General features: G+C 55.9%; 22 protein-coding genes. 11 read left to right on the forward strand and 11 right to left on the reverse strand.

The window, feature by feature from the left end; genetic code table 11:
• Positions 1–144: 144 nt before the first annotated feature.
• The 5 genes from hofQ to pilM are packed head-to-tail and all read right to left on the reverse strand — an operon-like array spanning position 145 to position 3,554.
• Positions 145–1,404: a DNA uptake porin HofQ gene (gene hofQ / locus ACRQ84_RS13820; protein WP_483816352.1), complete on the reverse strand. Its 1,260-nt coding sequence runs from the start codon at positions 1,402–1,404 to the stop codon at positions 145–147.
• Positions 1,346–1,726, reverse strand: a complete 381-nt coding sequence (locus ACRQ84_RS13825) for a HofP DNA utilization family protein (RefSeq protein ID WP_483816353.1) — start codon at positions 1,724–1,726, stop codon at positions 1,346–1,348. The genes hofQ and ACRQ84_RS13825 overlap by 59 nt, the downstream gene beginning before the upstream one ends.
• A complete protein-coding gene (locus tag ACRQ84_RS13830; RefSeq protein ID WP_483816354.1) occupies positions 1,716–2,210 on the reverse strand; it encodes a HofO family protein in 495 nt (164 codons plus the stop codon). Before ACRQ84_RS13830 ends, ACRQ84_RS13825 begins: the two co-directional genes overlap by 11 nt.
• A complete protein-coding gene (locus ACRQ84_RS13835; RefSeq protein ID WP_483816355.1) occupies positions 2,203–2,745 on the reverse strand; it encodes a PilN domain-containing protein in 543 nt (180 codons plus the stop codon). Before ACRQ84_RS13835 ends, ACRQ84_RS13830 begins: the two co-directional genes overlap by 8 nt.
• Positions 2,745–3,554, reverse strand: coding sequence for a pilus assembly protein PilM (gene pilM / locus ACRQ84_RS13840; protein WP_483816356.1), 810 nt, complete (start codon positions 3,552–3,554; stop codon positions 2,745–2,747). Before pilM ends, ACRQ84_RS13835 begins: the two co-directional genes overlap by 1 nt.
• A gap of 243 nt (positions 3,555–3,797) precedes the next feature.
• On the opposite strand from pilM, the gene mrcA reads away from it, so the two are divergent.
• The gene (mrcA, locus tag ACRQ84_RS13845; protein WP_064739733.1) at positions 3,798–6,338 is read left to right on the forward strand and encodes a peptidoglycan glycosyltransferase/peptidoglycan DD-transpeptidase MrcA; all 2,541 of its coding nucleotides are present in this window, start codon (positions 3,798–3,800) and stop codon (positions 6,336–6,338) included.
• 50 nt (positions 6,339–6,388) lie between these two features.
• On the opposite strand, the gene nudE is transcribed toward mrcA, so the two are convergent.
• Positions 6,389–6,955: an ADP compounds hydrolase NudE gene (gene nudE, locus ACRQ84_RS13850; protein WP_064739734.1), complete on the reverse strand. Its 567-nt coding sequence runs from the start codon at positions 6,953–6,955 to the stop codon at positions 6,389–6,391.
• A 396-nt stretch (positions 6,956–7,351) separates the two neighbouring features.
• On the opposite strand from nudE, the gene ACRQ84_RS13855 reads away from it, so the two are divergent.
• The 5 genes from ACRQ84_RS13855 to pckA all read left to right on the forward strand — a co-directional run bounded on the left by ACRQ84_RS13855 (position 7,352) and on the right by pckA (position 13,425).
• Complete coding sequence (locus ACRQ84_RS13855) at positions 7,352–9,493, forward strand: intracellular growth attenuator family protein (protein WP_483816357.1); 2,142 nt, start codon at positions 7,352–7,354, stop codon at positions 9,491–9,493.
• A 53-nt stretch (positions 9,494–9,546) separates the two neighbouring features.
• A complete protein-coding gene (gene yrfG, locus ACRQ84_RS13860) occupies positions 9,547–10,215 on the forward strand; it encodes a GMP/IMP nucleotidase (protein ID WP_064739736.1) in 669 nt (222 codons plus the stop codon).
• 18 nt (positions 10,216–10,233) lie between these two features.
• On the forward strand, positions 10,234–10,635 hold the full coding sequence (gene hslR, locus ACRQ84_RS13865) for a ribosome-associated heat shock protein Hsp15 (RefSeq protein WP_064739737.1): 402 nt from the start codon (positions 10,234–10,236) through the stop codon (positions 10,633–10,635).
• 24 nt (positions 10,636–10,659) lie between these two features.
• Positions 10,660–11,532: an Hsp33 family molecular chaperone HslO gene (hslO, locus tag ACRQ84_RS13870; RefSeq protein ID WP_064739738.1), complete on the forward strand. Its 873-nt coding sequence runs from the start codon at positions 10,660–10,662 to the stop codon at positions 11,530–11,532.
• A 273-nt stretch (positions 11,533–11,805) separates the two neighbouring features.
• Positions 11,806–13,425 carry a phosphoenolpyruvate carboxykinase (ATP) gene (pckA, locus tag ACRQ84_RS13875; protein ID WP_483816358.1) on the forward strand — a complete coding sequence of 540 codons (1,620 nt, stop codon included), beginning with the start codon at positions 11,806–11,808 and terminating at the stop codon, positions 13,423–13,425.
• A gap of 73 nt (positions 13,426–13,498) precedes the next feature.
• Here the strand turns inward: pckA and envZ are convergent, their stop codons facing one another.
• Together envZ and ompR are read right to left on the reverse strand one after the other, a co-directional pair.
• Complete coding sequence (gene envZ, locus ACRQ84_RS13880) at positions 13,499–14,863, reverse strand: two-component system sensor histidine kinase EnvZ (RefSeq protein ID WP_064741228.1); 1,365 nt, start codon at positions 14,861–14,863, stop codon at positions 13,499–13,501.
• Positions 14,860–15,579 (reverse strand): osmolarity response regulator transcription factor OmpR, encoded by a 720-nt coding sequence (gene ompR, locus ACRQ84_RS13885; RefSeq protein ID WP_001157751.1) that lies wholly within the window; start codon positions 15,577–15,579, stop codon positions 14,860–14,862. The genes envZ and ompR overlap by 4 nt, the downstream gene beginning before the upstream one ends.
• 500 nt (positions 15,580–16,079) lie before the next feature.
• On the opposite strand from ompR, the gene yjbE reads away from it, so the two are divergent.
• Positions 16,080–16,319 carry an exopolysaccharide production protein YjbE gene (gene yjbE, locus ACRQ84_RS13890; RefSeq protein ID WP_064741230.1) on the forward strand — a complete coding sequence of 80 codons (240 nt, stop codon included), beginning with the start codon at positions 16,080–16,082 and terminating at the stop codon, positions 16,317–16,319.
• Between the two features lie 56 nt (positions 16,320–16,375).
• On the opposite strand, the gene greB is transcribed toward yjbE, so the two are convergent.
• Entirely contained in the window at positions 16,376–16,864 is a 489-nt protein-coding gene (gene greB, locus ACRQ84_RS13895; protein WP_064741231.1) for a transcription elongation factor GreB, read from the reverse strand.
• Between the two features lie 192 nt (positions 16,865–17,056).
• On the opposite strand from greB, the gene ACRQ84_RS13900 reads away from it, so the two are divergent.
• Together ACRQ84_RS13900 and ACRQ84_RS13905 are read left to right on the forward strand one after the other, a co-directional pair.
• A complete protein-coding gene (locus ACRQ84_RS13900) occupies positions 17,057–19,384 on the forward strand; it encodes a Tex family protein (RefSeq protein WP_483817929.1) in 2,328 nt (775 codons plus the stop codon).
• A gap of 114 nt (positions 19,385–19,498) precedes the next feature.
• Positions 19,499–21,187: an alpha-amylase family glycosyl hydrolase gene (locus tag ACRQ84_RS13905; RefSeq protein WP_483816359.1), complete on the forward strand. Its 1,689-nt coding sequence runs from the start codon at positions 19,499–19,501 to the stop codon at positions 21,185–21,187.
• Here ACRQ84_RS13905 and bioH read toward each other — a convergent pair.
• A complete protein-coding gene (bioH, locus tag ACRQ84_RS13910) occupies positions 21,168–21,941 on the reverse strand; it encodes a pimeloyl-ACP methyl ester esterase BioH (RefSeq protein WP_064741233.1) in 774 nt (257 codons plus the stop codon). The genes ACRQ84_RS13905 and bioH overlap by 20 nt on opposite strands.
• Positions 21,942–21,976: 35 nt before the next feature.
• Here bioH and gntX point away from each other — a divergent pair, with 35 nt between their 5' ends.
• Both gntX and nfuA read left to right on the forward strand, forming a co-directional pair.
• Positions 21,977–22,654: a DNA utilization protein GntX gene (gene gntX, locus ACRQ84_RS13915; protein ID WP_483816360.1), complete on the forward strand. Its 678-nt coding sequence runs from the start codon at positions 21,977–21,979 to the stop codon at positions 22,652–22,654.
• Between the two features lie 58 nt (positions 22,655–22,712).
• Positions 22,713–23,288 carry a Fe-S biogenesis protein NfuA gene (gene nfuA, locus ACRQ84_RS13920; protein ID WP_064741235.1) on the forward strand — a complete coding sequence of 192 codons (576 nt, stop codon included), beginning with the start codon at positions 22,713–22,715 and terminating at the stop codon, positions 23,286–23,288.
• A 38-nt stretch (positions 23,289–23,326) separates the two neighbouring features.
• Here nfuA and malQ read toward each other — a convergent pair whose 3' ends face one another.
• Positions 23,327–25,384, reverse strand: coding sequence for a 4-alpha-glucanotransferase (gene malQ / locus ACRQ84_RS13925; protein WP_483816361.1), 2,058 nt, complete (start codon positions 25,382–25,384; stop codon positions 23,327–23,329).
• Positions 25,385–25,400: the final 16 nt, after the last annotated feature.

Raw genomic sequence — 25,400 nt, forward strand, 5'->3', positions numbered from 1 at the left:
TGACGTCAGTATCGCTTGTGACCGACGTCATTCGGAAGGTTATTCTGCCGCGTTCCGTTACACCGTTTTGAAAATCGCTAAACCTTGTAAGCTAATTCCAGCCCTGCGTCAACGCAGTTGGCCTCACAGAACGAATTTTCCGCTTTATCCGGCAGTAAGCGCTGCTTCCCTGACCAGTCTGGGGGTAATAAAGATCACCAGCTCCTTTTTCTTCTGCTCATCAGATTGCTGGCGGAACAAATTCCCCAGCAGCGGCAGGTCGCCCAGCAAGGGGACGCGTTTTTCGCTCTGCGAGCGCTGCTGTTGGAAAATGCCACCGAGCGCTAAGGTTTCGCCATCGCGCAGCGTCACCTGCGTTTCGATCTCTTGTTTATCAATACTCAGCACCTGATTGTCGCCGATGCTTAAACTGCGTCCCGGCAAGTTCTGGCTGAGCCGCAGCTTGAGCTGGATTCGACCATTTCCCAGCACCACGGGCGTTACTTCCATGCCCAGCACTGCCTCTTTAAATTCGATGGCCGTCGCACCACTGTTGCCCGATTTCACCTCGTAAGGAATTTCGGTTCCTTGCTTGATGCTGGCGGTTTGCTGATGCGAGGTAAACAGCCGCGGACTGGCGATAATTTCGATTTGGTTCTCCTGCTCCAGCGCACTCAGCTCAAGATTGAGCAATTCACCGCTGACCTGGCCCAGCGTCACGCCAGCGCGAAACGCCGGATTCCCCACCGCCAGTGGAATGTCGAGTAGCGGGTTGCGCAGCGCCTGCGTCACCACCTCCGCTGGCGACGTACCCCAATTAACGCCCAGCTCACGTAAATGCTCTTCATTAATGGTGACGATATGCGCGGCAAGCTCAACCTGCTCAAGCGGTAGATCCAGCGCTTTAAGCCAACGCTCGGTGTCTCGCAGCGCCTCGGCCGTATCACGTAGCAGCAAACTGTTGGTGCGACTATCTACCGTGACGCTACCGCGCGGCGTCATCAACGAACGCTCGGCCTGAAGGCTCCGGTAGATATCGCTGGCACTGGCGTAATGCAGCATCACCGTTTGTTGAGCCAGCGGCGTTTGCTGTTTCTCCTCCTCGCGCTCCACCTTTTCCTGTTGCGCCTGCAGCTGTTGCCAGCTTTCCGGATAGACCAGCAACACGCCCTCTTCCTGCACCACGGTGAGTTTTGCCAGTTGCGTCACCAGCGCAAGCGCGCGATGCCAGTCAACATTATCTAAGCGCAGCGACAGCCGACCTTCAACGCCCGGCGCAATCAGCAGATTGGTCTGCTGATAATCTGCCAATGCCTGCAAAATGCGTTCAACTGGCGCGTCATCAAACGTTAGGCTTAACCGATCATCATTGGCGCTTAGCGGCATGCTCAGACAAAGCAGGAGCAGTGACGTCATCCATTTCATAAAAACCTCCTTTTATTACCCATGTGATTTGCTGCGGGGTGCAACTTTGCACAGCGTTCAACACCAACGTGCGGGATGTAAGCTTTACCACTTGCCAGGGTGGCTGTGGGAAGGGCGTTTGATCAAGTAGTTGATAGCTTTTGCCTTGCGGCGACACCAGCCACGCCACGAAGCGCGGCGCCGTGCCGATGATGCCCTGCAAGCGCCAGCCTTCTGGTGCGGCAACCTGCGCCTGGCACCGCGTTTCTGCCAGCGGCTGGAAAGGATCGCGGGCGAATGCCAGGGAGCTGCAAAGTAGTAATAGCAACGTATTACTCCGCATCTTCGCTCTCCAGCCAAAGCTGCGTTTGCAGTACGCCCTGCTCGGCTTGCAGCTGAAAACGCTGTGGAACAGGTAATGAGGTGGTGGCCAGCTCGCTAAACAGGGGCAGAAATTGCGACCAGATGAGCCGTAACTGCAGCTGTTGCGGCTGGCTGTCCGGCTGCCAGGCCTCAAGCTGACTGCCGCGCGCAGCCACAATCCTCTCCAGCGTTTGCTGAAAGCCAGCATCCAGCAACGATTGCTGCAGCGCGCTAATCTCGCTCTGTAAGTCCCTCATGGCCGGAAGTGCAGCCAGCTGTTGCAGCCGCTGCTGTTGCTGTTGCTGCATCTGTTCCAACTGCCGCTCTTGCGTGTCATTCATCTGTTGTTGTGGACGAAGCAGCACAATCCACGTCAGCGCAAAGAGCAGCAGGGATAACATCAACAGCCACACCATGCGCAGCGGCAGCGTGAGCATCAGCCAGCGCAGCAAGAGTTCATTCATCTGCCACCTCCTGCACACGCGCATGTAAAGCGAAACGATAGTCACCGCCAAGCTCGCGCTTCACACCGCCCTGCTTTACGCTGCTGAACAGCTGCTGGGTCATTAGCTGATGACGAAAGTCACTGACTGCCGCCATGCTCTGCGCCTGCCCTTCCAGTAGCAGTTGTCCTTGTCGCCGCTCAAGGCGATTAAGCCACAAGGTGTCGGGCATTAATTCCGGCAACTGCTGCCAAAAATGCTGCCAGCGCTGATGCTGATCTTGTCGTTGCTGCAGCGCCCGCTGCGCCTGAAGGAGTGATTCTCGCTGCTGTAGCAATAATTGCTGCTGTTCCAGCTGTTGTTGCAGCGAGTTGAGGCTATAGGTGCTATCCATCAGCGCTTGCGCCTGTTGCTGCCGTGTAATTACGCCGCGCCACCAGAGTAAGCAGAGGATGAACAAGGTGAATACCAACGTAAGGGCCAGCAGCGACATGCTCTGCTGGCGTCGTCGCTGCGATTGCTGGATGCGCCAGGGAAGTAAGTTGACCGCCAGCATCACGCATCCTCCGGACGCAGCGCCAGTCCAAGCGCGATAGCGAAATGACCTTCTTGCGCAGGCAACGGCGGCTGTAGATAGTGCAGCAGCGAAAACGGCTTGCAGCGCTTAACCTGCGGCTCAGGTAAAACCTGCGTTGACGTGCAGAACACGCATTCCATCTGCGGGAAGGTTTCGCGCAACTGCGCGAGCGTAAGAGGTTCCGTGGCCGCACCTGACAGGGTGCTTTCACCCGCCAGCGTCCACAGCCAATGATCGCTGAGCGGATGTATCAATAAGTGGTTGTGACGCAAAGGCATGCGCAGGGCGATCTGCGTTAGCGCCAGGCTACTCAATTCAAGCACATCCGGCCGCAAATCCGCCTGCTTGAGCGGCGTCAGCCATTGTGCAATGACCTCGCGCCGCGCCGCAGTAACGCAAAGCGGCGAATCCTTGCCCGGCGAGCGATAATCCAGCGACAGCGACGCAGGCTCGACAGGAAACAGGCGTTGCGCGGAAGCCGCCACATAGCGTCCCAACGCTGGCTCACGCAGCGAGGTTTCTGGCAGTGGCAAGGTACGTTGCAATACCAGTTGCGGCGGTAGCCCAACGCGCAGTGAATAGCGTTTCGGCAGATGGCGCTGCCAACGCCCTAACATATCCAGTAACGCAGGCGTGGTTTGCAGCACGCCGTTTCTTAACGTATCTTGCGGCAGCGTTTGTTGCCACCAGTGTCGTAACTGCCACCCATGACGTCGGCGTTCGATGCCAAGGGCGCACAGTTGCCCGTTTTGGATATCCAGTCCAATTTGCCAGCGCTGAAAAGCCATACGCGCGATCTCCTTATCATTAAAAGGTAAGCGTGCTGATACCCTAAAGAATTGGCATTGCAGGAAGGCGGCAAGTGGGCGCATCCCCAGCCACTTACTAAAGTAAGTGACTGAGGTGAACACACGCAGCCAACGCACCGGCAACTTCAATTATGGCGGGTATATGAATGCGTCAGGCTTGTCTTTATACTACCGCGCGGTTGCTTATAAACTGCTCAAACGACAACAGATGGGAATTCTCAGGTGAAGTTCGTAAAGTATTTATTGATCCTTGCAGTGTGTTGCATTTTGCTGGGAGCCGGCACGGTTTATGGTTTGTACAAATACATAGAGCCGCAGCTGCCCGATGTGAACACATTGAAAGATGTGCGCCTGCAAACTCCTATGCAGGTTTACAGCGCGGATGGCGATCTGATCGCCCAGTACGGCGAGAAGCGCCGTGTCCCGCTGACCCTACAACAGATGCCGCCTGAGTTAATCAAAGCGTTTATTGCCACCGAAGATAGCCGTTTCTACGAGCATCATGGTGTCGATCCGGTGGGGATTTTCCGTGCGGCCAGTATTGCGCTGATGTCCGGTCACGCCTCACAGGGCGCCAGTACCATTACTCAGCAGCTGGCGCGTAACTTCTTCCTCAGTCCAGAGCGCACCTTAATGCGCAAGATTAAGGAAGCGTTTCTCGCCATCCGCATCGAACAGCTGCTGAGCAAAGATGAAATTCTTGAGCTGTATCTCAACAAGATTTATCTCGGCTATCGCGCTTATGGCGTGGGCGCAGCGGCGCAGGTCTATTTTGGTAAACCTATTGATCAGCTGTCGCTGAGTGAAATGGCGATGATTGCCGGTCTGCCGAAAGCACCGTCAACCTTTAACCCGCTCTATTCTCATACGCGTGCGCTGTCGCGTCGTAATGTGGTGCTGGCGCGTATGCTGGATCAAAACTACATCACGCAGCAGCAATATAACGAAGCACGCAACTCGCCGCTCACGGCCAGCTATCACGGCCCGGAAATCGCTTTCTCGGCACCTTACTTAAGTGAAATGGTGCGTCAGGAGATGGTGAAGCGTTACGGCGATAAGGCTTATGAAGACGGCTATAAGGTTTACACCACCGTTACGCGTCACCTTCAGGAAGCCGCGCAGCAGGCGGTGCGTAACAATGTGATGGCGTATGATATGCGCCACGGCTATCGCGGACCGACCAACGTGCTGTGGAAAGTGGGCGAAGCCAGCTGGGATCAAACCCGCATTCAGAACGCACTGAAAAACTTGCCAACGTATGGCCCGCTCAATGCGGCCGTGATCACCAGCGCCAGCGCCGATCAAGCCACGGCAATGTTGAAAGATGGCAGCAGCGTGACACTCAACATGGCGGGTGTACGCTGGGCGCGCCCTTACAAATCTGACACGCTGCAAGGCCCAACGCCGCGCAGTGTGACGCAGGTGCTGCAAGCCGGTCAGCAGATTTGGGTGCGTAAAGTGAATAACGATTGGTGGCTGGGCCAGGTTCCATTAGTGAACTCCGCGCTGGTGTCGCTCAATCCAGAAGATGGTGCCGTTCGCGCATTGGTCGGCGGTTTCGACTTTAACCAAAGCATGTTCAACCGCGCAACCCAAGCGCTGCGCCAGGTCGGCTCCAACATCAAGCCGTTCCTCTACACCGCAGCGATGGATCGCGGTTTAACGCTGGCATCAATTCTCAATGACGTACCGATTTCGCGCTGGGATGCCGGTGCCGGTGCCGACTGGCGTCCGAAAAACTCACCGCCAACCTATGCCGGTCCTATCCGTTTACGCCAGGGTTTGGGTGAGTCGAAAAACGTGGTGATGGTGCGCGCGATGCGTGCGATGGGCGTGGATTACGCGGCGGAATATCTGCAGCGTTTCGGCTTCCCGGCGCAGAACATCGTGCATACCGAATCATTAGCGTTAGGTGCGGCTTCATTTACCCCGATGCAGGTGGTACGCGGCTACGCGGTGATGGCGAACGGCGGCTTCCTGGTCGATCCGTACTTCATCAGTAAGATTGAGAACGAACAAGGTGGCGTGATCTTTGAAGAGAAACCGAAAATTGCCTGTCCGCAGTGCAACTTGCCGGTGATCTATGGCGATACCAAAAAGTCGGTGGCGTTGAATGAAGAGAGCATTGAAAATGTCGCCACTTCCGATCAATCGCAGAACCAAACCGTGCCCCAGCCTGAGCTGGAGCAAGTTCCTGCGCAGCCTGGTGGCGAGCAGCAGTATGCACCGCACGTGATCAACACGCCGCTGTCATTCCTGATCAAGAGTGCGCTGAACACCAACATCTTCGGCGAACCCGGCTGGATGGGAACGGGTTGGCGTGCCGGTCGCGATCTGAAACGTAACGATATCGGCGGTAAAACCGGTACCACCAACAGCTCGAAAGATGCGTGGTTCTCAGGTTACGGTCCGGGCGTGGTGACGTCAGTGTGGATTGGTTTCGATGATTCACGCGCGCTGGGTCGTTCAACCATGTCAGGCGCGATTCCGGATCAAATCTCCGGTTACGAAGGCGGCGCGAAGAGTGCGCAGCCAGCGTGGGATGACTATATGAAATCTGCGCTGGAAGGCGTGCCGGTGCAGCCGCTGACGCCGCCGGATGGCGTGGTCACCGTCAACATCGATCGTGGCACCGGCAAGCTGGCTAACGGCGGCAATTCGCGCCAGGAGTACTTCATCAACGGTACCCAGCCGACGGAGTATTCGGTTCATGATGTAGGTACCACCATCATGGACAACGGCGAAAGCCACGAACTGTTCTGATCAAAAAAGCCGGCAACTCTGCCGGCTTTTTTTTATTCTGTGAAATGATTTTAGTAGCTTAACCGACCCTGCTTCACCAGCCACTCGCGCACCATGAACAGCGCACTGACATTACGTGCTTCGCGGAAATCGGGTTCATCCAACAGTGCCAGCAAATTATTCAGCGGCCAGCGATGCACAATCAGCGGCTCCGGCTCATCGCCTTCCAACTTCTCTTCGTACAAGCCTTCCGCTACCACGATGTTCATCTTGCTGGAGAAGTAAGAGGGCGCCATGGTGAGCTTGCCAAGCGCTTCCAGTTTGGTGGCACCAAATCCCGCTTCTTCTTTCAGTTCGCGATCGGCCGCTTCAAAGGCGCTTTCGCCAGGATCGATCAGCCCTTTCGGAAAGCCCAGTTCGTAACTTTCCAGACCCACGGCGTACTCCTGAATCAGGATCACATCATCGCCGATGATGGGCACAATCATCACCGCTTCACGGTCGGATGGCTTCATGCGTTCATAGACGCGGCGCGCGCCATTGCTGAAAGCGAGATCGATCGCTTCAATGGTGAACAGGCGGGAACGGGCAACCGCTTCCACATGGAGGATGTCAGGTTTTTTCATTGGGGTTTTCATATCAGCCTCAAACTTAGCACAACCCTGTGAAACGTGATGACGCCAGCATACCGAAGCCAGAACTATTGTGCGACACGCAGCTAAAGTAAACTATGGTGACACACATTCACTTACTGCTGCTAACAACTTCTTGTTATCTATACAGTTAGAAATTCACAATAAGTCAACGGTGTTTTGTTAAATTCAGAAAATGCCGATATTTAATTGAGTCGTGTCTGGTTAACATCCCGTTGAGGAATAATCTACCAAACTATAATTAAATGATTTTGCGCGTTATTTTATCTGACTTTTCCCTTGTCAGAATGACATCTGCTCGCCAAAATTGACTTTATTGATGGATTCATCGGGAGCACATCGTTAACGTGAAGGCAGTTTTTTGGCTGGATTGAGCAAAGCATGAGCACTTATATTGTCATTCTGGCTGTCATGCTCGCCTGTTCCTTATTAGCAGGTATCGGCTATTGGTACGCTATGCGGCATCGTCCGCCGTTGGCGAAACCGCTGCCGTTTATCAGTCCGCCAAATCGAAAGCTCACTGACGAAGAGCGCGATGCCGTTGAAAAGTACCTTGCGTTGCTGGCCAAACAGCAACAACAGAGCAGTGCACAATCTGTAAAGAAGTCACGCGAACCTGAAGCGCTGACGCTCACCGCACAAAGCAATAATGTCTACCCCGTAACGCGTTCCATCACCCGCTATGGTCTCTCCACCGACGATCCACAGAAGTGGCGCTACTATCTCGACGAAGTCGAAGTGCATCTGCCGCCGCTGTGGGAACAGTACATCGCCGAAGAGAACTACGTTGAGCTCATCCGCACGCAAACGCTGCCGCTGGTCATTTCGCTCAACGGTCACTCGCTGGTGAATTACGCCGTGGAACAACCCGCGCTGCCGCCGCTGGTGCGCCCTGTGTCCACCAACGCATCGATTCGCAAAGAAGAGAGCGAGAACGTTGAGCTACTGCAGGTTCGTAAAGAGACTGCAGAAGAGTATCAACTGTCACGCGCCGACGGCACGCGTGAAGCGATCGTCATCTGTCTTGCTTTTCTGCTGTTCTTCCTGAGTCTGGTACTGCCCGGCAGTTTAATGGGGTGGATTGCCTTGCTCGGCTGTCTGATGATCGCCGTCAGCCTGTGGTTCCTCTATCGCTTCCCCGGCGCCAAAGGTTTGCGCGATGTGCATTGCCTGCGCGGTGCGCCTAAGCGCTGGGGCCTGTTCGGCGAATCGAATCAAGAACAGAGCAACATCTCGCTCGGCATTATTGATCTCATCTATCCTACGCACTGGCAACCGTATGTCGCGCACGATTTAGGTCAGACCACCGATGTCGACATGTACCTCAATCGTCAGGTGGTGCGTCAGGGCCGCTTCCTGTCGTTGCAGGACGAAGTGCGTAATTTCCCGGTGCAGCGCTGGCGTAAAAATCTGGTGCTGGCGTGCGGCTCGCTGTTGGTGCTGGTGATGTTGTTCACCTGGATTCCGCTTAGCATGCCGATCAAACTCAGTCTGGCATGGGTAAAAGGGACTGAAAGTATTGAAGTAAACAGCGTTGATAAGCTAAATGCGCTGCCGCTGCACATTGGTGATAGTTTGAAAGTGGGCGGAACCGGCATGTGTTCGGTGCCAGGCAATTATCAAAGCAACCGCAGCTACGCCTACTTGCCGTTCGACTGTTCAGCGATTTACTGGAACAACGCGGCCCCGCTGCCACAGCCGCAATCGGACATTATCGATAAAGCCTCCGCGCTGCTTGATACCACCACGCATCAGCTGCATCCGGAAACCAACACCGATCCGAAACTCAATCCGCAGCTGGCCTCAGCGATTCAGAAATCGGGCATGATTCTGCTGGATGACTTCTCCGATTTGGTATTGAAAACTCAGGATCTGTGCAGCCAGCAGCAGGATTGTGTACGACTAAAAAATGCGCTGGTGAATCTCGGCAATGCTAAGGATTGGGATTCGCTCATCCACCGTGCCGATTCCGGCAAGCTGAATGGCATGAACGTACTGCTGCGCCCGGTGAGTGCGGAAGCGCTGGAAAACCTGGTTAACACCGCCACGTCCAGCTTCTTCTCGCGTGAAACCCGTCGCGCGGCGGAAAACCTTAATAGCCCGCCGCCGGGTGGCTTCCTGATTATCAGTGATGAAGGTCGTCAGATGGTGACGCAGCCGCAGCCGTCGGTACCGCTGTTCGATCTGGATGCCCCTTCGCAATGGCGCGAGTTGCAACGGATGTCCGGCATGCTGCTGCACACGCCGTTCGCCGCCAGCGGCATCATTACTAGCATTACCACTGATGCAAATGGCACGCGCCATATCGCGCTGCACAACGAACCCGATGCCATGGCGCAATGGCGTTATTTGGGTACCGCGCTGTTGATGCTGGTGCTGATTGCCAGCGTCGTGATCAACGGCTTGCTGGCGCTGCGTCGTATTCATCGCAATCGCCTGCGCATGGCGGAAATTCAGCAGTATTACGATAAGTGCTTCAACCACAATCTGAACACTATGCAGAGCGTGCGCTCGCTGTTCTGAGCCCTTCCCTTCTGTGCTACCCTGTCGCCCACTTTTTTGCGGCGAGAAAGAAAATGCAGGTTACGCTTAACTGGTCAGAGATTGATACCGTGCTACTGGATATGGACGGCACCTTGCTCGATCTCGCCTTCGACCGCCACTTCTGGCTGGAACACGTTCCGGAAACCTTAAGTCGTGAACGCGCCATCACGCTCGGCGAAGCGCATCAGCTGATTGAGCAGAAGTACCAGGCCGTGGTGCATACGCTAAACTGGTATTGTCTCGATTACTGGTCGCAGGAACTGGCGCTGGATATTCGCGCCATGACGTGGGAGAAGCGCCACCGCGCGGCAATGCGTGAAGATACGCTGCCGCTGTTGCAGGCGCTGCGTGCTGCAGGTAAGCGCACGATTCTGCTGACCAATGCGCATCCGTACAATCTGGATGTCAAACTGGAGCAGACCGGATTAGCTGCCCACCTTGATTTATTACTTTCCACCCATACCTTTGGATATCCGAAAGAGGATCCGCGTCTCTGGCAGGCCGTTCAGCAACACACTGCGTTTGACAGCGCGCGCACGCTATTCATTGATGACAGCGAAGCGATTCTTGATGCAGCCACACGCTGGGGTATTCGCTGGTGTTTAGGCGTCAGTAATCCGGATTCCGGCCGGCCCGATCTATGTTTCCAGCGCCATCCGGCGGTAAGAGATTATCGTCAATTGTGTGAGACGCTGCGCTAAAGCAGGAGCCGCAATACGATGAAAGAGAAAGTGAGCGAAGGCGTCCGCCTCGACAAATGGCTGTGGGCCGCACGTTTCTACAAAACGCGTGCGCTGGCACGCGAAATGGTGGAAGGCGGCAAAGTGCATTACAACGGCCAGCGCAGCAAGCCCAGCAAATTGGTGGAGCTGAACGCCGAACTGACGCTGCGTCAGGGCAACGATGAACGCACGGTAGTGATTACCGCCGTCACCGATCAGCGCCGTCCGGCCACTGAAGCCCAGGCGCTGTATGCCGAAACGGCCGCCAGCATCGAAAAGCGTGAAAAGACCGCGCTGGCGCGCAAGATGAATTCCTTAACCATGCCGCACCCCGATCGCCGCCCGGACAAGAAAGAGCGCCGCGATCTGATGAAATTTAAATTGTCGGGCGATAAATAACGCGCCCCCAACGAGAGAAACACTATGTCTGCAAACGATCAACTGCACCGCTACCTGTTTGAAAATGTCGCCGTGCGTGGCGAGCTGGTTAACGTGACGGAAACCTGGCGTGAAATCGTCAAAAATCATGACTACGTTGAACCGGTAAAAACCTTGTTGGGCGAGCTGCTGGTGGCCACCAGCTTGCTGACGGCGACGCTGAAGTTTGATGGCGACATCACGGTACAAGTGCAGGGCGACGGTCCGCTGACGCTGGCGGTGATCAACGGTAACAACCGCCAGGAGCTGCGTGGCGTGGCGCGCGTGAAAGAAGACGCCGAGATCGCACCGGGCAGCAGCCTGAAAGAGATGGTGGGCAACGGTTATTTGGTAATCACCATCTCGCCAGAGAAAGGCGAGCGTTATCAAGGCGTAGTTGGCCTGGAAGCGGATACGCTGGCGGGCTGCCTGGAAGATTACTTCATGCGTTCTGAGCAGTTACCAACGCGCCTGTTTATTCGCACCAGCGAGCAAGGTGCGGCGGGCATTCTGTTGCAGGTGCTGCCAGCGCAAGAGCCAAGCCTGGATGATTTCAATCACCTTGCCACGCTGACCGAAACCGTGAAAAGCGAAGAGCTGATTGAGCTGCCCGCTACCGACGTGCTGTGGCGCCTGTATCATCAGGAAGAAGCCACCGTGTTCGATCCGTCGCCGGTCAGCTTCAAGTGCACCTGCTCCCGTGAGCGTTGCGGCGAAGTGCTGAGAACGCTGCCAGAGGAAGAAGTGGACGAAATCCTTGAAGAAGATGGCAAAATCGATATGCATTGCGACTATTGCGGTTCGCACTATGTTTACGATGCTGTGGATATTGCCGCCATTCGTAACGCGCCGACCAACAACAGCGATCAAGTGCATTAATCGCCTGCCGGGCGGTTCATCCGCCCGCATTTCTTCTGAACGTATCCCTATCATTTATCACGGTTATTAGCTTAATAACGCTGACTTTAGTTTCATAAGTGGCAGATTTCTCTACTTGTCACGTTCCAGCTCGCATTTCTGACTATCTTCTCTTTTCCGCTGTGCTCATAAGAGTACACTGCGCGCGATCTGCCCTGCGTGGCTATGCAGGCAGGCAGCAGAATCCCCCATAAAAAATATGCAGTAACAGATACCGATTAAAGGAGCAGTCACATGCGCGTTAACGGCCTGACATCGCAAGACCTCGCCTCTATGGGCATCAGCGGCACCACGGAAGTGGTGTACAACCCTGATTTCGACACCCTGTTTCAGGAAGAAACTCGCCCAGAGCTGGAAGGTTATGCGCGCGGCATTCTGACGCAGAGCGGCGCCATTGCCGTGGATACCGGCATCTTCACCGGGCGCTCGCCCAAAGATAAGTACATTGTTCGGGATGACACCACGCGTGACACACTGTGGTGGAATGATGTCGGCAACGGCAAAAATGATAATCAGCCGCTGTCACAGGAAACCTGGCAGGCGCTGAAAGATCGCTGCACCCAGCAGCTTTCCGGCAAACGTCTGTTTGTGGTTGATGCGTTCTGCGGTGCCAATCCTGACACGCGCCTCAGCGTGCGCTTCGTGATGGAAGTGGCCTGGCAGGCGCACTTCGTGAAAAACATGTTTATCCGTCCGGGCGAGGCCGAACTGGCTAACTTCACACCCGATTTCGTGGTGATGAACGCGGCGCAGTGCACCAACCCGGACTGGCAGGCGCAGGGTCTGCACTCGGAGAATTTTGTCGCCTTCAACCTGACCGAGCGCATGCAGCTGATTGGCGGCACCTGGTACGGCGGCGAAATGAAGAAAGGCCTGTTCGCCATCATGAACTACCTGCTGCCGCTGAAAGGCATCGCGTCGATGCACTGTTCGGCCAACGTCGGCAAAGCGGGCGATGTGGCGGTGTTCTTCGGCCTCTCCGGCACCGGCAAAACCACTTTATCCACCGATCCGGATCGTCAGCTGATTGGCGATGATGAGCACGGCTGGGATGACGATGGCGTGTTCAACTTTGAAGGGGGCTGCTACGCCAAAACCATCAATCTGTCGGCGCAGGCGGAGCCGGAAATTTACCGTGCTATTCGCCGTGATGCGCTGCTGGAAAACGTGGTGGTGCGCGCCGATGGCACTGTTGATTACGCCGACGGCAGCAAGACCGAGAACACCCGCGTCTCTTACCCGATCGAGCATATCGAAAACATCGTGCAGCCGGTCTCAAAAGCGGGCCATGCGAAGCGGGTGATTTTCCTCACCGCCGATGCTTTTGGCGTGCTGCCGCCGGTTTCACGCCTAACGCCAGAACAGACGCAATATCACTTCCTTTCTGGCTTTACCGCCAAGCTGGCCGGCACCGAGCGCGGCGTAACCCAGCCGACGCCGACCTTCTCCGCTTGCTTCGGCGCGGCGTTCCTGACGCTGCATCCTACGCAGTATTCGGATGTGCTGGTGAAGCGCATGGAAGCGGCGGGGGCGCAGGCGTATCTGGTGAATACCGGCTGGAACGGCAGCGGCAAGCGCATCTCGTTGAAAGACACGCGCGCTATCATCAACGCGATTCTGGCGGGTGAGCTGGACGATGTTGAGACGGAAACCTTGCCGGTGTTTAACCTGCAGATGCCGAAGCATTTACCGCAGGTGGACAGCGCAATTCTCGATCCGCGCCGCAGCTGGCCAACGGAAGCAGCCTGGCAGCAAGCCGCGCAGGATCTGGCGCAGCGCTTTATCACCAACTTTGAGAAGTATACCGATAACGACGCCGGAAAGGCGCTGGTGCAGGCCGGTCCGCAGCTGTGATGTGAAACCCAGGTGGGCATAAATGCCCACCCTACAAACCAACCGTAGGGGGCGCATTCATGCGCACCTGGCATCAAACACTATGATTAATACTCACTACTGCAGTACTGCCGCTGCCTTCTGGGATCGGCAACCACGCGCGGATACGTAACCCACCACGATCGCTTTCGCCAATCTCCAGCGAGCCTTCATGCGCATCGATAATACGTTGCACAATCGCTAAACCGAGGCCGGTGCCGCTAGTGCTACGCGCGCTGTCGCCGCGCACAAATGGCTGGAACAGATGCTGTAACTGATCTGGTTTAATGCCCGGACCATCATCTTCCACCTGGAACCACGCGCGGTTCAGCTCCTTGCCGCTGCTAACCTTAATCCATCCGTTACCGTAACGCGCCGCATTGACCACCAGATTCGCCAGCGCGCGTTTAATCGATAACGGGTTGATATCCAGCATCACATCTTCGGTCATCACTGCGTTCTCAATCTCGCGCTCGTAGCCGCTCTCTGCCGCGACCACTTCGCCCAGCACGCTATTGAGGTCGGCGCGCTCGGTCTGCATCTCCTGACCGGTACGCAGATAATCGATGAACTGCTCGATAATCGCGTTGCACTCTTCGATATCTTTGTTGATCGACTCCGCCAGATAACCATCCTGCTCGCCCATCATCTCGGTGGCGAGACGAATGCGCGTCAGCGGCGTACGCAAGTCATGGCTGACCCCCGCCATCAGCAAGGTACGATCGTCGGCCAACTGCTTCACACCGGCCGCCATTTGGTTAAACGCCCGCGTTACCGAACGCACTTCAGATGCACCGTATTCGCGTAGCGGCGGCGGAATAATGCCTTTACCGACCTGCAACGCCGCATGTTCCAAATCCACTAAGGGTCGGTTTTGGATGCGGATAAATAGCCAGGCACCGCCAATCGCCAACAGCATAATTGCCAGCGTGTAGCGGAACAGCGGGGAAAAATCGCCCTGATGGATTTCAGTGAGCGGCACGCGCACCCAGATATCCGGCGACAGCCAGGTTTTCAGCCACACCACCGGCGAGTTTTTATTGACCTCGACACGCACGTCGGTGGGGCCGCCCAGTTGCTGGCCCATCTGTTCACTGAGGAATTCGTAATGCTGCGCCCAGCGCAAACCGCTCTCTTCCGCCGCCGCGTTGGTATACAACGAGATGCCCAGCTCACGATAAATTTCGCGTCGGAAGGCCGGTGGCACTTCCAACTGTGTTCCATCTTCCAGCTGCAGCCGATCGGTCATCAACATACGCACTTCGTACGCGAGGACCTTGTTGAACTGCTGCAAGCTTGGAAGAATGGCGAAATTGAGCACCACCAAATAGGTTGTTACCAGGCTGACGAACAGCAAGGTAACAATCAATAACAAGGTGCGGGCAAACGAACTGCGGGGTGAGAAGCGCAATCGCCTCATGCTTTGCTGCCGTCCGGAACGAATACGTAGCCAAGACCCCAAACGGTCTGAATGTAGCGTGGGTGCGCCGGATCTTCTTCCACCATACGACGCAGACGGGAAATCTGCACGTCGATGGAGCGTTCCATGGCGCTGTATTCACGGCCACGCGCCAGATTCATCAGCTTATCGCGTGACAGCGGCTCACGCGGATGGCTCACCAGCGCTTTTAGCACGGCAAACTCCCCGCTGGTCAGCGGCATTGGCTCATCTTCGCGGAACATCTCGCGCGTGCCGAGGTTCAGCTTGAACTTACCGAAGGCGATAACCGCTTCTTCCTGCGAAGGCGCGCCTGGCAGTTCGTTAGCCTGACGACGTAATACGGCACGAATACGCGCCAGCAGTTCGCGCGGGTTGAACGGTTTTGGAATGTAATCATCCGCACCAATTTCCAGCCCAACGATACGATCCACTTCCTCGCCCTTCGCGGTGACCATAATGATTGGCATTGGGTTGCTTTGACTGCGCAAACGGCGGCAGATAGACAAACCATCTTCGCCCGGCAACATCAAGTCGAGCACCATCAAGTGGAAGGATTCGCGGGTTAACAGTCGATCCATTTGCTCGGCGTTGGCAACGCTACGCACCTGAAAGCCCTGCTCGGTGAGATAGCGCTCCAGCAACGCACGCAGACGCATATCATCATCGACGACCAGAATTTTGTAGTTCTCTTGCATGTTCAACTCCCAAAGGCGCCATTGCCTGAGCCAATATTGTTAAAAAAAGAGGCCTCAGTGTGACAGTCATTAATGGTTTATATTCTAGCCGAAATTGTTACAAAGCATATTAAACAGCGGCTTATATTTATTTTTAGCCCTGAAATGCGCTTCGCTTCGCGTTTTTTATCTGTGCTTTCAAGCTGCTTAGCGCTTATCTGAAAATTTGGCGCATTTTCTTTCTGTTACTGGTTCATGACAGAAATTCTCACGCGCAGAACGGCGCGCAGCGCAATTTGGCTTAAGGACACGGTGCGGAATACACTTTCAGCGTGCGGTGGGCAGTATAAAATCTCGTGATTTAGCTTTGGGCCGCGCAACTGCTCTCGGAACAATTCCACGCCGAAAACAAACAAGACCAGCATTAAATAAAGGCTGATAAATCAGTAAATAAACAGCCCTTTCTTCTCAACACGCGATCTCTGACACTGCGGTCATTGAGTTCATGTGGAGAGATAAAAATGAAAAAAACCGTAATTCTGCTGGGCGCATTAGTACTGACCAGCTTCACTCAGGTTCAGGCTGCCACCAGCGCGGGCGAAGCGGCGGGTGCGCAGGCATCCACGACCGCGAAAGGTAACTCTGATGCTATCGGTGTTGGCGCCGTAGGCGCGCTGCTGGGTGTGGCGTTAGCAACCATGGGCGGTGGCGATAAAGGCAGCAGCACGTCAACCACCACCGCGACCACGCCAGGCAAATAATACGAACGCGCACATCCGTCGTAGGGTCGCCATTCATGGCGACCAGCACACGCTCTTTAAGGCGTCTCTTTCACATATTCGATGCTGTTCACGAACCACATCTTCTGCCCTTCAGGCGTGTTGACCACCACTTCGTCATCCACTTCTTTCTTGATCAGCGCGCGCGCCATCGGCGAATCGATCGAGATATACTCTTTCATCGTCTCGCCATAAATTTCATCCGGGCCAACAATGCGAAAACGCTTCACATCGCCCTGCTCATTCTCCACTTGCACCCAGGCACCAAAAAACACTTTGCCCTCCTGCTGCGGCGCGTAATCAACAATTTTCAAATCGGCGAGGCATTTGCGCAGATAGCGCACCCGGCGATCGATCTGGCGCAGCAGACGTTTATTGTAGGTGTAATCGGCATTTTCCGAGCGATCGCCCAGGCTGGCCGCCCAGGAGACGATTTTGGTCACTTCGGGACGCTTTTCATTCCACAAATGGTCGTGTTCAGCGCGCAGCTTGTTATAGCCTTCGCGGGTAATCAGTTGGGTTTTCATGACTTCAACTCGTGGTGACGGCGTTTCTTCGCAGCAAAGAGGCTAACAATAAGCGACCGATTCGCCATCAGCAAGATTGCGCGCGCTGCATTCAGAAAAAGACGGATTCACTGGCCGCTGGCTGGCAATTTTCGGCCTCATTCCGTATAACTGTCCCCTATTTCCAACCCTGTGTAAGCATTGTTAATGATGATGAAAGATTCACTGAGCCAGATTATCGCAGGTGAGCTGAAGGCACGCGCCGACCAGGTAGATGCTGCCGTTCGCTTACTTGATGAAGGGAACACCGTGCCGTTTATCGCACGTTATCGTAAGGAAGTGACCGGTGGACTGGACGACACCCAGCTGCGTTTGCTGGAGAGCCGTTTGGGTTACCTGCGCGAGCTGGACGATCGTCGCCAGTCGATTCTGAAATCTATCGACGAACAGGGCAAACTCACGCCTGAACTTGCCACCGCCATCAACAGCACGCTGAATAAAACCGAGCTGGAAGACCTTTACCTGCCGTACAAACAGAAGCGCCGCACGCGTGGACAGATCGCGATTGAAGCCGGTCTGGAACCGCTGGCCGAAACGCTGTGGCAGGACCCCTCACAGGATCCCGAGCAGTTGGCTGCCGGCTACGTTGATGCCGATAAAGGTGTTGCTGACGTTCGTGCCGCGCTGGATGGCGCACGCTACATTCTGATGGAGCGCTTTGCCGAAGACGCCACGCTGCTGGCCAAAGTGCGTGAATATCTGTGGAAGAACGCGCATGTGGTGGCACGCGTGGTGGAAGGCAAAGAGGAAGAAGGCGCGAAATTCCGCGACTACTTCGATCACCACGAAGCGCTGAGCGGCGTGCCGTCGCACCGTGCGCTGGCGATGTTCCGCGGCCGCAACGAAGGCGTGCTGCAACTGTCGCTGAATGCCGATCCGCAGTTCGAAGAAGCCCCGCGTGAAAGCTATGGCGAAACGCTGATCGCCGAACATCTCAACTTGCGCCTGAATAACGCACCGGCGGACAGCTGGCGTAAAGCGGTGGTGAGCTGGACGTGGCGCATCAAGGTGCTGCTGCACCTCGAAACCGAATTGATGGGCACCATTCGTGAACGCGCTGAAGATGAAGCCATCAACGTATTTGCCCGTAACCTGCACGATTTGCTGATGGCCGCACCGGCTGGCATGCGCGCCACCATGGGCCTCGATCCAGGCTTGCGTACCGGCGTAAAAGTGGCAGTCGTGGATGCCACCGGCAAACTGGTCGCCACCGATACCATTTATCCGCATACCGGCCAGGCGGCAAAAGCGGCAACGGCCGTCGCTGCGCTCTGCGCTAAACATCAGGTTGAACTGGTGGCGATTGGTAACGGCACCGCCTCGCGCGAAACCGAGCGTTTCTTCCTCGACGTGCAAAAGCAGTTCCCGCACATCAACGCGCAAAAAGTGATTGTCAGCGAAGCCGGCGCATCGGTGTATTCGGCATCTGAGCTGGCAGCGCTGGAGTTCCCGGATCTCGACGTTTCGATTCGTGGCGCGGTGTCCATCGCGCGTCGCCTGCAGGATCCGCTCGCCGAGCTGGTGAAGATCGATCCGAAATCCATTGGCGTAGGCCAATATCAGCACGATGTCAGCCAAAGCCAGTTAGCGAAGAAACTGGATGCGGTGGTGGAAGACTGCGTGAACGCCGTTGGCGTCGATCTCAACACCGCATCAGTGGCGCTGTTGACCCGCGTGGCCGGTTTAACCCGCATGATGGCGCAAAATATCGTCAGCTGGCGCGATGAGAACGGCCGCTTCCAGAATCGTCAGCAATTGCTGAAGGTGAGCCGTCTCGGGCCAAAAGCCTTTGAACAGTGCGCGGGCTTCCTGCGCATTAATCACGGCGACAACCCGCTGGATGCCTCCACCGTGCACCCGGAAGCTTATCCGCTGGTCGAACGCATTCTGACCGCCACTGAGCAGGCGCTCAATGAGCTGATGGGCAATCCCGGCAGCTTGCGCGATCTCAATGCACGCGAATTTACCGATGAGCGTTTTGGCCTGCCAACGGTCACCGACATCATCAAAGAGCTGGAAAAACCGGGCCGCGATCCACGTCCTGAGTTTAAAACCGCGCAGTTTGCGGAAGGCGTGGAAACGCTTAACGATCTGCTGCCTGGCATGGTGCTGGAAGGCGCGGTGACCAACGTCACCAACTTCGGTGCGTTCGTCGATATCGGCGTGCATCAGGATGGTTTGGTGCACATCTCTTCCCTTTCCGACAAGTTCGTTGAAGATCCGCATCAGGTGGTGAAAGCCGGCGATATCGTCAAAGTGAAGGTGATGGAAGTGGATATGCAGCGTAAACGTATTGCGCTCACCATGCGTTTGGATGAGCAGCCTGGTGAAAGTAATACGCGCGGCAGCAACCGCAGCGCAGGTAAGGAAAACACCCGTCCGGCGGCCAATAACAAAGGTCGTGGCAAACCCGCCAGCTCGCCTGCCGGCAACAGCGCGATGGGCGATGCGCTCGCCGCGGCATTGGGTAAAAAACGCTAAGTTCCTGCTGTAAATAACGCGCGGAGAGGGAGATGTCTCCGCGCGTATCAGCTTGATAAATCTCCTCATCCAACTACGCTGAAAAAATAACCTTCCGCGTGGCTCTGCGATCCAATGGATATTATCAACGCCTTAATCGATGAGATTTATCACGGCAACTTTCCTGTCGCGGCGCGTGAACGCCTGCTTTCGCACATTCGTGCCGCGCGCGATACGGTTAAATTGCCACGCAAGGCGCACTGGGACGAGAAAGATGTGGTGCTGATCAGCTACGCCGATCAGTTCCGCGAACCCGAACAACCGACGCTCGCCAGCTTCTCGCGTTTTTTTCAGCAGCACCTGCAATCCACTTTTAGTCTGGTGCATCTGTTGCCGTTCTTCCCCTATTCCTCAGACGATGGCTTCTCGGTTATCGATTATCATCAGGTCAATCCGATCTGCGGCGACTGGCAGCACATCAGCGCGCTGCACAGCGAAACACGCCTGATGTTCGATTTTGTCTGCAATCACATGTCGGCGCATAGCCGCTGGTTTCGCCACTTTCTGGCGCAGGATCCCGGTTGGGATGATTTCTTTATCAGCATGCCGCCCGCGACCGATCTCAGCGCGGTAACGCGCCCACGTACCTCACCGCTGCTTACCCCGTTTGCCATGGCCAATGGCGAGACGCGCTATATCTGGACCACCTTTAGCGCCGACCAGATCGACCTCAACTTTGGTAATCCGGACGTGCTGATTCGCATGGTAAATGTGCTGCTCGATTACCTGATCAAAGGCGCGGATTATGTGCGACTCGACGCGGTGGGCTACATGTGGAAAACGCCGGGCACCAACTGCATTCATCTACCGAAAACGCATCAGTTGGTGAAGCTGTTTCGTGCCATCGCCAATGAAGTGGCGCCTGGCACGGTGATCGTTACCGAGACCAACGTGCCGCACAAAGACAACATCAGCTATTTCGGCAACGGCAAAGATGAAGCGCAAATGGTGTATCAGTTTTCGCTGCCACCGCTGGTGTTGCACGCCATTCACTCCGGATCGGCGCGCGCGCTGCGTCAGTGGGCCAGCACACTGGATTTAGGCGGCGGCACTACCACTTTCTTTAACTTTCTCGCCTCGCATGACGGCATTGGACTGAATCCGGCGCGCGGCATTTTATCGGAAGTGGAGATTGTGGCGCTGGTACGCGATTTGGCGCTGGAAGGCGCGCTGGTCTCCTACAAGAACAATGCCGATGGCACCACCAGCCCGTACGAAATCAACGTGACCTATTTTGATGCGCTTAATCAGCAAAGCGACGACGATGACACACGTCTGCGCCGCTTCCTGCTGGCGCACGCGATTCTGCTGGCGTTTCCCGGCGTACCGGCGATCTACATTCAAAGCATTCTTGGCTCGCGCAATGATAACGAAGGCGTGCGCGCCGCCGGTCATAACCGCGCCATCAACCGTGAGAAGTACAGCCTGCGTGAAATGGAGCAGTGGATTAGCGGCGGCAATTCGTTACGGCAGCAGGTGTTTGAACGCCTCAGCGCGCTGATTCAGCTACGTACGCGCCAGACCGCGTTTCATCCCGATAATCCCATGACGCTGCTGGAGAGCGAAAATACCTTGCTGGTATTGCGGCGGCATCAGCCGGATAGCGAAGAGGGTTTACTGTGCGTGTTTAATCTCAGCAATCATGACGTCACGACGCAGTTACCGTTGGCGCGACATGTGCAGGACGTGATTAGCGGGGAGAAGATGGATGGCAGCCAGCCAATAACGCTGGCTGCGTGGCAATTTATGTGGCTGCGCGGATGAAATTCGTTATCAATTGAGTAAACGCTTCAGGATGCGAAATGAACGGGGCGTGCGCGGCTTTCTCCATCACCACCGATGATGAATGTGGCCAGCGTGTATCCAATTCCTCTGCGATACGCCGCGGCACCAGCCCATCGAGATAACCATAAACCCGCAGGAACGGCAGCGTCAGATCGTCGAGCGATGCGCGCAAATCATCCTGGCGCAGAATCTCCAGGCCACCTTCCAGCACCTCAACCGACGGCATTGGCTGCGATAACACCACGTCTTTCAGCTGACGCGCATCCTGCCGCGCATTTTCCGTGCCCATGGTTTGCAGCGCCAGAAAACGTTCCACGGTGCGCTGGAAATCAGTGCCGAGCTGCTGCTGGAAATTTTGCAGCGTTTCGGGTTTGATGCCCGGCCACGCCTCTTGCGCGGTAAAACACGGCGATGACGCCACGCTGATCAGCGCTTCAACGCGATCCGGCTGGGTTAATGCCAGCTGACTGGCGACTAACCCCCCCAATGACCAGCCGATCAGCACCGCGCGATCCGGTAACTGCGGCAACAGCTGTTGCGCCATTTCCGCTAAGGTCAGCGGCCCAAAACCCTGGCTGCGGCCAAAGCCCGGCAGATCCACCAGATGCAGGCGAAAATGCGGGCTGAGTCGCGGAACAATGCCTTGCCACACTTCGGCGTTCAAACCCCAGCCGTGCAGCAGCACAAGATCGCGATCGCCCGTGCCTGTGGTGTGCCAGTAAAGCGAACTCATCGGTTACACTCCGGAAAAGTGAAAAGGAGGTCGCTATGCTACCAATCCCGGCACTGTGTTGGCTATGCCGCCTGCCGTTGCAGATTGCCAGCCACGGTTTGTGCAGCCGCTGTGTTCAACAAATTCCGCGGCTGCCGGAACTCTGTCCGTGCTGCGGTTTACCGGCCAGCGCTACACAACCTTGCGGGCGCTGCCTGCGCCATCCGCCACCGTGGCACAGCCTGACCTGCGTCAGCGATTATCTGCCGCCAGTGAGTGAATGGGTGCAACAGCTGAAGTTTTCTCGCATAACCGCACTCAGGGTGATGCTGGCGCGGCTGATTTTGTTAAAATTGTTAACAATGCGTCGTGATTATCGGCTACCGCTTGTAGATTTGGTGCTGAGCGTTCCGCTCCATCGTCGGCGCGCCTGGCAACGCGGCTATAATCAGGCGGCGCTGCTGGCAAAGCCGCTGGCACGCTGGCTGGACTGTGAATATCGCGAAGGCGTAAAACGTGTGCGCCACGGCGCGGTACAGCACTCATTGAGTGCCAGCGCGCGTAAAAAGAACCTACGCGGTGCCTTTCGCCTTGAAATGCCGGTACGCGGACGCCATATCCTGCTTATCGACGATGTTGTGACGACCGGAAGTACCGTGGCGGAAATAAGCCGCATCCTGCTGGCGCAAGGCGCGGCCAGCGTACACATTGGTTGCCTGTGCCGTGCCTTGTAGAGCGTCGGTGTTGGGCGTATTATAACCAAGTAATTTAGTCAACTATTGAGCAATCGCCATGATCGTTATTACTGATGCTGCGCAAGAGCACTTTTCAAAATTGCTGTCAAAACAAGAAGATGGCACTCAGATTCGCGTATTCGTCATTAATCCGGGTACGCCAACCGCAGAATGCGGTGTTTCTTACTGCCCACCTGATGCAGTAGAAGCGACTGATACAGAATTTAAGTTCGAGAAACTGTCAGCCTTTGTTGATGAGCTGAGCGCACCGTACCTCGATGACGCGGAAATCGACTTTGTTACCGACAACCTTGGTTCACAGCTGACGCTGAAAGCGCCAAACGCCAAAATGCGTAAAGTCTCTGACGATGCGCCGATGGTGGAACGCGTGGAATATCTGCTGCAAGCGCAGATTAACCCGCAGCTGGCGGGCCACGGCGGTCGCGTATCGCTGATGGAAATCACCGATGACGGCATCGCTATTTTGCAATTCGGCGGTGGCTGTAACGGTTGTTCGATGATCGACGTGACGCTGAAAGATGGCATCGAGAAAGAGCTGCTGGCAGCCTTCCCGGAGTTGAAAGGCGTGCGTGATTTGACCGAGCACCAGCGCGGCGAACACTCTTACTATTGATTTAGCACGCGGCAGCAACCCGATGCTGCCGCGCGTTTTTATTTTCCTTTCCTTCCTTCGCTCACCGCTTTTAATACCTTTTGTACCTCCTCTGTAAACATGGCTTCCAGCGTGACGCTAAGCTTGCGCCGCCAGTTTGGGTATTCGTTAACGGTGCCCGGCACATTAACCGGCGTAGACATACCCAGCCAATCTTCCGGTTGTAGCCCAAGCAATGTGCTGTTAGTACGCGCCAGATAGCGGTGAAACGCCAACGTTAGCGCGGGAGATAATGCCAAACCGTCGGCGCGTTTACCGCTGCGTGCGGGCAGCGTAGCGGCTTGATGCAGTGCATCCAGCAGCGCCTGCTTTTGCTTCACCCGCTGTTGCTGCAGGGATTGCAGCACGCCGTCGCCGGGATAAATGCCCAGCTTGTCACCCAGCGCTAAATCATCTGCGTGCCAAAACCCGCTTAACGTCGGCAAATCATGCGTACTGGCACTGGCGATTGATTGAGAGGGATACTCGTGCGGCTGACGATAGCGGCCATCGCTATGCTGCTCGAAGAACAGCACTTTCCACGAGAAAATGCCGCTGTTGCGCAGCAGGCTGACAATTTCTTTCGGCACCGTGCCAAGATCTTCACCGATCACCATGCAGCGATGGCGCTGGCTCTCCAGCGCGAGGATCGCCAGCAGATCGTGCACCGGATACGCTACGTAAGCCCCTTTATCGGCACTCTCGCCGTAGGGTATCCACCATAAACGCAGCAGCGCCATCACGTGATCGATGCGCAGTGCGCCGCAGTCGCGCATGTTGGCGCGCAGCAGATCGATAAATGGCTGATAGCCGCGCGCACGCATGACATGCGGATCGAGCGGCGGTAACGCCCAGTTTTGTCCCTGTGGACCGAGACGATCCGGCGGTGCGCCGACTGATGCACCAAGCTTATAGAGTTCCGGATCCTGCCAGGTTTCGGCACTGCCCTGCGCCACGCCGACCGCTAAATCGCGATATAAACCCACCGCCATACCGAGCTGTTGGCTGCGCTGCCAGCACGCGGCAAACTGCTGCTGCGCCAGCCACTGCAGCCAGCTCCAGAACTGAATCTCATCGTCGTGTTCTGCACACCATTGCTGCACTTCCGGCAACAACGCGTTGCGCCAGCCTTCCGGCCATTTTGCCCAGCCCCATTCATCGGGATGCTGTTGGCAACGCTCGGCGAGAATGCCGTCAAAAGCGGCCTGATAGCGCAGATGCGCGGCACCGTCGGCGATAAATTGCTGGAATTCGACGTCAGCTGCCGCGCGTGGCTGATAGTTTTGCCAGGCAAAACGCAGCGCGGCTAATTTCAGTTCAGCCACCGCGCTGTAATCGACAAACTCGCTGGCACGCGCTTTCTCCAGCGTCTTGCGCGTTGTGGCGCGCTTCCACCAGCGCTGACCCTCTTTGCTGTGCTGAAAATCCTCTAGCTGATTGATGTCGATATACAACACATTGAGCCAGCGACGCGACGTTGGACTATACGGACTGGCATGTTCCGGCAGCGACGGATAGAGCGCATGCAGCGGATTGAGGCCAACAAAATCGCCACCCTGAGCGGCAATTTCCTCCAGCATCAATTTCAAATCGCCAAAATCGCCAATGCCCCAGTTATTTTCTGAACGCAGCGTATAGAGCTGCACCAGCGCGCCCCAGCGTTTTTCGCCCTGCTCAAGCGGTTCAGGCAGATAGCAGCGCCGCGGGGCAATGATGATGCGCGTTTGCCACTGCTGACGACCTTTGCGCAGCGTGAGCTGATGATAGCCTTGCGGCAGACGCGGCGGCAGTATCAATGGTTCGCCGCCCTGCACCTCACCATCGAGGTTTTTGCCTTGTTCAGTGAGCAGTTGCCATGCATAGGTGCCATTGCCTTGCGGTGTGAGTTGGCGTTGAGCACGAGCGGCAAATACCTGCACCGGCGGCAATGGTGGTGCCTTGCCGGTGGGTGTTTCCATTACCGCCAGCAGCGCGCGTTTGGTGTCATCGCTGATGGTTTCCGGCTCGCCATGGGCATTGATAAAGCGCAGTGCAATACCGGCATCCTGTGCCGCCTGATCCAACTTATTGAGCGTCATCCTTTCTCCTTCAACA

This window comes from Pantoea sp. E2023-21, from assembly GCF_051302795.1.
Classification (GTDB): domain Bacteria; phylum Pseudomonadota; class Gammaproteobacteria; order Enterobacterales; family Enterobacteriaceae; genus Pantoea; species Pantoea ludwigii_A.